Annotated in this window: 1 protein-coding gene; it reads right to left on the reverse strand. The window is 35.8% G+C overall.

The window, feature by feature from the left end; translation table 11 throughout:
- Positions 1–346: 346 nt before the first annotated feature.
- Positions 347–811: a hypothetical protein gene (locus H5187_RS23690; RefSeq protein WP_182795018.1), complete on the reverse strand. Its 465-nt coding sequence runs from the start codon at positions 809–811 to the stop codon at positions 347–349.
- Positions 812–973: the final 162 nt, after the last annotated feature.

The following is a 973-nucleotide window of genomic DNA, read 5'->3' on the forward strand; positions in this document are numbered from 1 at the left end:
ACATCATCACATTGAGATAATGCTTTTTCAACCGCTTGAACTTTAAATTCTTGTGTAAATCGACGTCTCATTTTTATCTGCCTCTATTAAAAGTTAGAGACGACAACTATCCTGACACAGGGGGACATAAAAAGCTAAGACTCTAAGAAATTCAGGACAATTTACTAGGTAAAGCAACTTCATTAGTCATCTTTGCAATAAAGGATTAGTGAGAAAGCTAATTTAGTTTCTGCTATCCCCTGTTTCATTTAGAGTGAAAATAAGCATACAAAGTTAAAGAGACGAAGAACGCCTCTTTCATAACTAAATAAAGTAACAAGTGCGACTCAAGTTATTTTACCCTTCTTTAAATATTAAACATCCTTTTATACCTCTGTTGTAACGCAACTTCCCCACCTTCCATAATTTCACAGACATTTTTTCTAACTTCAATTTCCTGTAATGCACCTGAAGCTAGGGTATTAATTTGCCCTCTATCCTCCAAAGCAACAACATATTCAGAGTCACCATTTACGACAATATTTGGGTTATGAGTAACGACAATGATTTGCCTATCAGCTTTATTCTCATGTAGCTTTGACACAATCAAGCTAGTAATCAGGCCATTATCTAAATCATCTTCTGGCTGATCCAAAACTAGAGGCTCAGTTCCGTATGACAATAAGAAAGAAAGTATTGCAGAGGCTTTTTGACCCGCAGAGCCCTGCGAAACATCTTTAAACCTATTTCCATCATAAAACTTAATCGTTAACTTATCCTCTGGGAACCATGTATTGATTGCATCAAAATTTTGAGGTTGAAGTTGAGACATAAAATCAATAAATCTTTTCCCAAGCTTTGTATTCAAAGCAGGGCAAGAGCATGAAAAAAGCCTATGATTTCAATACCTTTTCAAGGTAACCTGTACTGCGCATAGCTTTTTTCTGTTTTGCGGGCATGCCTTTATTAAAGCTTGTTTCTGCTTTTAGCTGAT

It is taken from the genome of Pseudoalteromonas sp. SG44-1 (assembly GCF_014164315.1).
Taxonomy (GTDB): Bacteria; Pseudomonadota; Gammaproteobacteria; order Enterobacterales; family Alteromonadaceae; genus Pseudoalteromonas; species Pseudoalteromonas rhizosphaerae.

Coding starts and splice junctions, on each gene's coding strand:
- H5187_RS23690 (WP_182795018.1), bottom strand. CDS start 811: ATGTCTCAACTTCAACCTCAAAATTTTGATGCAATCAATACATGGTTC.